This is a genomic window from Saccharopolyspora rectivirgula DSM 43747 (assembly GCF_000497205.1).
Classification (GTDB): Bacteria; Actinomycetota; Actinomycetes; order Mycobacteriales; family Pseudonocardiaceae; genus Saccharopolyspora; species Saccharopolyspora rectivirgula.
In genome coordinates this window covers 1-6,183 of sequence record NZ_AYJW01000105.1, presented here as the reverse complement: position 1 = coordinate 6,183, position 6,183 = coordinate 1, and the positions used below count along the sequence as shown (strand labels likewise).

Genomic DNA, 6,183 nt, shown 5'->3' with positions numbered 1-6,183 from the left:
TGATGCTCGACGACTCCACCACCGGGGTTTACCTGGCCCGACTGCTGCCCGAGCGAGCGCCGCTCACCGTGATCACCAACTACCGGCGGGTTTTCCAAGAGCTGGCCGGAGTCCAAGGGATCCACTTGATCTGCGTGGGCGGGGACTTCCTGCCGTGGGCCGACGCGTTCGTCGGCGGGATGGCCCTGGAAGCGCTGCGCAACCTCCGGGTGGACCTGGCGGTCATGTCGGTTTCCGCGGTCACCGACGGTGTCTGCTTCTACCCGCAGCAGGAGATGGTCCAGATCAAGAAGGCAATGCTGGCCTCCGCGCGCCAGCGAGTGCTCTATGTGGACCACACGAAGTTCCGCCGGCGGGCGCTGCACGCGGTGGCGCAGGCCTCCGATTTCGACGTGGTGATCGTGGATTCCCGGACTTCCCAAGAAGACATCGATTTTCTCCGAGAACGTGGCGCCCGGGTGCGGCAGGCGGGGACTTCCGAAGGAGAGAACGACGAGCAAGGACGCAACTAGTCGGGCATGATGACCACCGCAGGGCTGACTGGTTGGCGTGCATCCACCACCCGCGGTGGGACCACGAGGCAAGGGCCGCACCGACGGACCGCCGCAGCTGCGGACTGCCGGCAAGCGGACTTTCCGCAACACACAGGAGGACGCCAGTGTCCAGCGAGAACAAGCAGAACGAGGCCCGTCTGAACGCCAAGATGGGCCCTGCGGAACGGGCGGAGAACTGGAACCGGCTCGCCAACGACGAATTCGACGTGGTCGTCATCGGCGGTGGGGTCACCGGATGCGGCGTGGCGCTGGACGCGGCCACCCGAGGCCTGCGGGTGGCGCTGGTGGAAGCGCGCGACCTCGCCTCCGGGACCTCCAGCAGGTCCAGCAAGCTCATCCACGGCGGCCTGCGCTACCTGGAGCAGCTGGAGTTCTCCCTGGTCCGAGAAGCTCTGCGCGAACGGGAACTGATGCTCACCCGGCTGGCTCCCCACCTGGTCAAGCCGGTGAGCTTCCTCTACCCGCTGACCCACCGGATCTGGGAGCGCCCGTACACGGCAGCCGGGCTGCTCCTCTACGACACGATGGGCGGGGCCCGGTCCGTGCCCGGTCAGCGCCACCTGACCCGAGCCGGCGCGCTGCGCCTGTTCCCGGCGCTCAAGCGGGATTCGATGATCGGCGGCATCCGCTACTACGACGCCCAGACCGACGACGCCCGCTACGTCCTGACACTGGCCCGCACCGCCGCCCGCTACGGAGCGGTGGTCATGACCTCCGCTCAGGTCACCGGTTTCCTGCGGGAAGCCGATCGGATCGCCGGGGTGCGGGTGCGCGACACCGAAACCGGTGAAGAAACCGAGGTGCGCTCGCAGGCGGTCATCAACGCCACCGGTGTGTGGACCGACGAACTGCAGAAGATGTCCGGTGGTCGCGGCCGGTTCCGGGTGCGGGCCAGCAAGGGCGTGCACATCGTGGTGCCGCGGGACCGCATCGTCGCCGAGAGCGGGCTGATCCTGCGCACCGAGAAGTCGGTGCTGTTCGTCATCCCGTGGGGCAACCACTGGATCGTGGGCACCACCGACACCGACTGGAACCTGGACCTGGCGCACCCGGCGGCGACCAAGGCCGACATCGACTACATCCTCGGCCACATCAACAAGGTGCTGGCCACCCCGCTGACCCACGACGACATCGAGGGCGTCTACGCGGGGCTGCGGCCGCTGCTGGCCGGGGAGAGCGAGGAGACCTCGAAGCTGTCCCGGGAGCACGCGGTGGCCCGGGTGGCCCCCGGCATGGTGGCGATCGCCGGAGGCAAGTACACCACCTACCGGGTGATGGCCGCCGATGCGGTGGACGCCATCGCCCCGGACATCTCCGGCCGGATGGCCTCGTCCATCACCGACCGCGTGCCGCTGCTCGGTGCGGACGGCTACCACGCCCTGGTCAACCAGGCCGACCAGCTGGCCGCCAAGCACAAGCTGCACCCGTACCGGGTCCGGCACCTGCTCGACCGCTACGGCTCGGAGATCCACGACCTGCTCGCCCTGGCCGACGAGCGTCCGGAGCTGCTCAAGCCCATTCCAGGCGCGGCGAACTACCTGCAGGTGGAAGCGGTGTACGCGGCCACCCACGAAGGTGCGCTGCACCTGGAGGACGTGCTGACCCGGCGGACCCGGATCTCGATCGAATACCCGCACCGCGGCACCGAGTGCGCCGAGCCCGTGGCCCGGCTGCTGGCCGAGGTGCTCGGCTGGGACGAGGAGCGCCTCCAGCGAGAAGTGGAGGTGTACACCAAGCGCGTCGAGGCTGAGCGCGCTTCGCAGCTGCAGCCCGACGACCACGCCGCGGACGCGGCCCGGTCCGCTGCGCCGGAAGCCCGGTCGGAACTGCTGGACGTGTCCGAGTGAGCGGTGCCGGCGTCCTCAGCCGAGGCCGATCGGCGAGGGCTCCCGGCAGGTCACTTCGGCGAGCAGTTCTTCGACGTGGGCGAGCAGCCGCCGCTGGTCCACCGGGGCTATCGTGCTCCACAGCTCGGCGGAAGGGGATGGCCGGCGCAGTTGCACGTAGCGGCCGTGTTCGGTGTCGAAGAAACCGACCACGTAGCTGCCCCGGACCCGCTGACCAAGCTGGTCCTTGGCAGCTGCACCGAACTGGCCGCGCCAGCCAGCCCCGGTGACCATGCGGGTGAGCATCTCGGCGTCGTCGCTGCGCACCCCGCGCTTGCGCAGCGCGGCGGCGAGGTGTTCCACGGTGCTGCCGGTTTCCGCGGCCGCGCTGTCCAGGTCCCGGCTGCGCAGGGACACCGAGCGGCCCGGGCCGGCCGGCTGCGGCGGCAGCACCGAGACCGCGGCGCGCGCCAGACCGCTGGCCGGGATCTCCCGCAGCACCAGGGTTTCGCCCGTCTTCACAGCCAGGACGCCTTGCGGATCACCGGACCTCGCGGCTGCCAACAGCCGGCAGCTGCCGGCGAGCCACAGTCGACCGTCCACTTCTCGATCCGGTTGGCACAGCACCCGCAGCATGCGGGCCAGCCGAGGTGCCACCGCGGTCGGCCGGCCCAGTCCGCGGCGTCGCATGGACCGCCAGGCCGTCTCCACCAGCTCGGCCCGCTCGGAGTGGGTGCGGCCCGGCGACGGCACCTTCAGCACCAGCGGCATCGGCAGTTCCAGTTGTTCGACGAGAACGTCGAACTCCAGAGTGGACAGTTTTGTCGTGGTGTCGTCGTCAACCATGGTCACTCGCCGATGACCGGACGGGAGAGCACCTCGGGCACCTCGAAGAAATCACCGGGGCGACCGAGCTTCTCGGTGACCTCGTGCTGCTGCTCGGCATCGTGCTGCCGTCGGGACCGTCCACCGGAGCCCGCGGCGGGACGCCGACCGGTCCGCCCGCGGTTGGACGAGGCGGACCCGCGGTTGGCCGGGCCGGGCCCGCGGGAAGCGCTGTCGGACACCGGCGGCGGGGGAGCCGCGGCCCAGCTGATGGTCACCCCCGGCGATGCCCCGGAACGCCCGCTCGCCTCCGGCACGTCCACCACCACCCTGGGCGGCGGGGTGAACGACGCCAGCGAAGTCGTGTTCGCCGCGGTCGCGGCCTCGTAGGTCCGCATCACGTCGAAGGCGCGCTGTTCGGCGGCGTTCTTGCGGGCTTCCTCGACCTCGTAGTCGGTCTGCCCGCCGAACAGGTGCGTCAACAGGGTGTGCGCGGTGCCCGGGTCCTCCGTGGTGATCTCCACCGGAGGTGGCATCTCGCTGCGCGCCCAACTGATGAGCTCGGCTTGCTGCTCGGCGCGGTCCCGCATGATCTCGGCGGCCTGCTGCGCCTGCGCGGCCCAGTCCCCGAGCGGTCCCAGCCCGCGGCGAGCGCTGTCGGCGGCGGCCCCTCGCCAGTCCTCGGAAATCGCCGTCAGCGCTGCCCGCAGCTGCTGATCGACCTCCCCGAGCGCGCGGGTCAGCTCCCGCCACCGGTGGGCCGGTGCCTGCGAGCTCTCCGCGCCGGGGCCGTCGTGGATCTGCTCGTACAGCTCGGCGTGGCTGTAGCCCTGCCAGCGGTGGTCGCTCATGGGTCAGCAACCTCCGCCGAGCGCGCCGGCGTTGTCGCTGTCGATCCACTGGTACTGGCGGCTGGCCTGCTCCAGCGACTCGGCAGCCGTCTGCAGCTGATCGCGGTAGCTGCACAGCGCCGTCAACGCGTCCTCGCCGCCCGCGGTGCTGTACCGGTTGAACTCGTCAGCTGCACTCCTGCTCACCGGATCGCCGGCCCAGGGGCGGATGCGCAGCTCGGTGATGGCGTGCTCGATCTGCACGCCAACCGTGTCCAGCGATTCCTGCAAGGCCTCGACCAGCCTGGGAATCGCCGACGGTTCCACCCGCATCGACCCGCCGGAGAGTCCCGCCAGGTCATCGGACGATCCCTGCGGAGAATCCTGCGGCACTTGCTTCCTCCCCAGAACGCGAACCCCGCGCGGGCGGACCCCCGCGGCCTCGTCCAGCCGATCCGGAAGCCGCGCCGGCGGGTGCCGGAGCGCAACGTCCGTCGATCACTGTAGCCGCCGAGAATCACTCTGGGGAGTGCTGCGAACGCGGTGAGTACAGGTTCACCGCTCGGCGGTCGGCGTGCTGCTGGACGTCTCCGGCACCTCGCTGGAGGTCTCGGGCGCGGTCATCGTCTTCAGCACCTCTTCGGCCACCCGCTCGGCTCCCGCGCACAACTGGTCGACCGGGGGCGGCGGCTGACCACCGTCGTCGCGGTAGAGCACGTCCAGGTGCTGGCCCTCGGCCACGTCCACCGCCACGTTGCAGGAGAGGTCCAGGCCCGGGGTCTTGATGACCAGGGCGGGGAAGCCGTTGATGGTCTTCGGGGTGGCCTCCACCTGGGCGGTGTCGTCGGTCCACACCCCCATGCCCTCGGTGGTGACCAGCGCCAGTCGGGCTCCAACCTTCCCGGAGGTGTTGCGGTAGCTGCAGGTGGCCGCGTTGCCGAAACCGGCTTCCGAGTCCGGTGTGGGATCGCGGTCGAACCCGAGCTGGGCGCGCTGCTCGGCGGAGAGCAGTTCGCACGGGTCAACGCCGTCCAGCCGGATCTCGAACGGCCGTGGTGGTGGTTCCGGCGGAGCGCTCGTCGTGGGCGCCGGCGGTGGCGGCGGAGGTTGCGGAGGCTCCTGCAACTGCTGTTCGGACTGCCCCGCGCCGCACCCGGTGAGCAGCACCAGGCCAGCGGCGAGCACTCCGAGCCGCTGCCCGCCAGAGGTGTGCGAGCTGTGCATGACCTTCACGGTATAGGAGTCGATGTCCGTCGGTTATTTCTGCCACGCCAGCCACGCCACGGCCACGAGCGGAACCAGGAGCACCACCCCGGCGGTCCGAGCGACCACCACCAGCAGAAGGGCCAGTGCCAGCACGCCGGCGCCGACGGTGAGCCGCCAGGCCAGCTGGCCGTTCCGCTTCGGCGTGGCGGGGGCGGGCCGCGGGCTGTCCGGCCGCGGATCCGGGAGATCGTCGAACAGCGCGTCCAGCTCGGAGCGGAAACGAGCGGTCGCCGCTTGGCGGCACCGCTGGTCGTACTCGTGGACTTCCAACCGGCCGGCTGACAGGTGCTCCCCGAGCAAGCGCATCGCGTGCTCTCGCTCAGGATCCCCGACCCGCAGGTCCTTGCCCGGCCGTTGAGGTCTCACAACCCCATCTTACGTGCGCCGATGTTCGGGTCGGCGTTTTGTCCGGTTGTCGGTGCTCCGCCCGGGACGGGAGAGGTCACTCCGCGGGCTCCCCGCCCCACAGGTCGACCACCCGCACCCCGACGCGGGCGAGCAGCTTGCGGGTCAGCGGCAAGCTGATCCCGAGCACGCTCGACGGGTCGCCGTCGACCCCCTCGATGAACCAACCGCCGTAGCCGTCCAGCGTGAACCCGCCCGCGACGTGCAGCGGTTCCTCGGTGTCCAGGTACGCCTGGAGCTCGGCCTCGTCCGGCTCCCCGAACCGCACCGTGGTGCCCAGGTGCGCCGCCGCCCGGTCGACCACGGTCCCGCCGCGCAGCAGGACGACGGCGTGGCCGGTGAGCAGTTCCCCGGTGCTGCCGGAGTTCAGCTTCCACCGCTGGGCGGCCGCCTCGCGAGTGCCGGGTTTGCCGACGACCTCGCCATTGCCCATCAGCAGCATCGAATCGTCGTCCTCCCCAGGCAGGATGCTCTTCT

General features: G+C 70.6%; 8 protein-coding genes. 2 read left to right on the top strand and 6 right to left on the bottom strand.

What is annotated here, in order from left to right; all coding sequences use genetic code 11:
- Both SREC43747_RS20005 and glpD read left to right on the top strand, forming a co-directional pair.
- The coding region (locus SREC43747_RS20005; RefSeq protein ID WP_037332610.1) for a DeoR/GlpR family DNA-binding transcription regulator at nucleotides 1-512 on the top strand (512 nt) is incomplete at its 5' end.
- 191 nt (nucleotides 513-703) lie between these two features.
- Nucleotides 704-2,401, top strand: coding sequence for a glycerol-3-phosphate dehydrogenase (gene glpD, locus SREC43747_RS0118610; RefSeq protein WP_051388151.1), 1,698 nt, complete (start codon nucleotides 704-706; stop codon nucleotides 2,399-2,401).
- Nucleotides 2,402-2,416: 15 nt separating this feature from the next.
- Here glpD and SREC43747_RS0118605 read toward each other — a convergent pair whose 3' ends face one another.
- The 6 genes from SREC43747_RS0118605 to SREC43747_RS0118580 all read right to left on the bottom strand — a co-directional run.
- Nucleotides 2,417-3,226: an ESX secretion-associated protein EspG gene (locus tag SREC43747_RS0118605; RefSeq protein ID WP_029722901.1), complete on the bottom strand. Its 810-nt coding sequence runs from the start codon at nucleotides 3,224-3,226 to the stop codon at nucleotides 2,417-2,419.
- A 2-nt stretch (nucleotides 3,227-3,228) separates the two neighbouring features.
- Nucleotides 3,229-4,056, bottom strand: a complete 828-nt coding sequence (locus tag SREC43747_RS0118600) for a PPE domain-containing protein (protein WP_029722900.1) — start codon at nucleotides 4,054-4,056, stop codon at nucleotides 3,229-3,231.
- 3 nt (nucleotides 4,057-4,059) lie between these two features.
- A complete protein-coding gene (locus SREC43747_RS0118595; protein ID WP_029722898.1) occupies nucleotides 4,060-4,428 on the bottom strand; it encodes a hypothetical protein in 369 nt (122 codons plus the stop codon).
- 162 nt (nucleotides 4,429-4,590) lie between these two features.
- On the bottom strand, nucleotides 4,591-5,259 hold the full coding sequence (locus SREC43747_RS0118590; protein ID WP_029722897.1) for a DUF3558 domain-containing protein: 669 nt from the start codon (nucleotides 5,257-5,259) through the stop codon (nucleotides 4,591-4,593).
- 33 nt (nucleotides 5,260-5,292) lie between these two features.
- Nucleotides 5,293-5,667 carry a DUF1707 SHOCT-like domain-containing protein gene (locus SREC43747_RS0118585; RefSeq protein ID WP_029722896.1) on the bottom strand — a complete coding sequence of 125 codons (375 nt, stop codon included), beginning with the start codon at nucleotides 5,665-5,667 and terminating at the stop codon, nucleotides 5,293-5,295.
- Between the two features lie 76 nt (nucleotides 5,668-5,743).
- Nucleotides 5,744-6,183 (bottom strand): Maf family protein (locus SREC43747_RS0118580; RefSeq protein ID WP_029722895.1); only part of this gene is annotated, 440 nt, incomplete at its 5' end.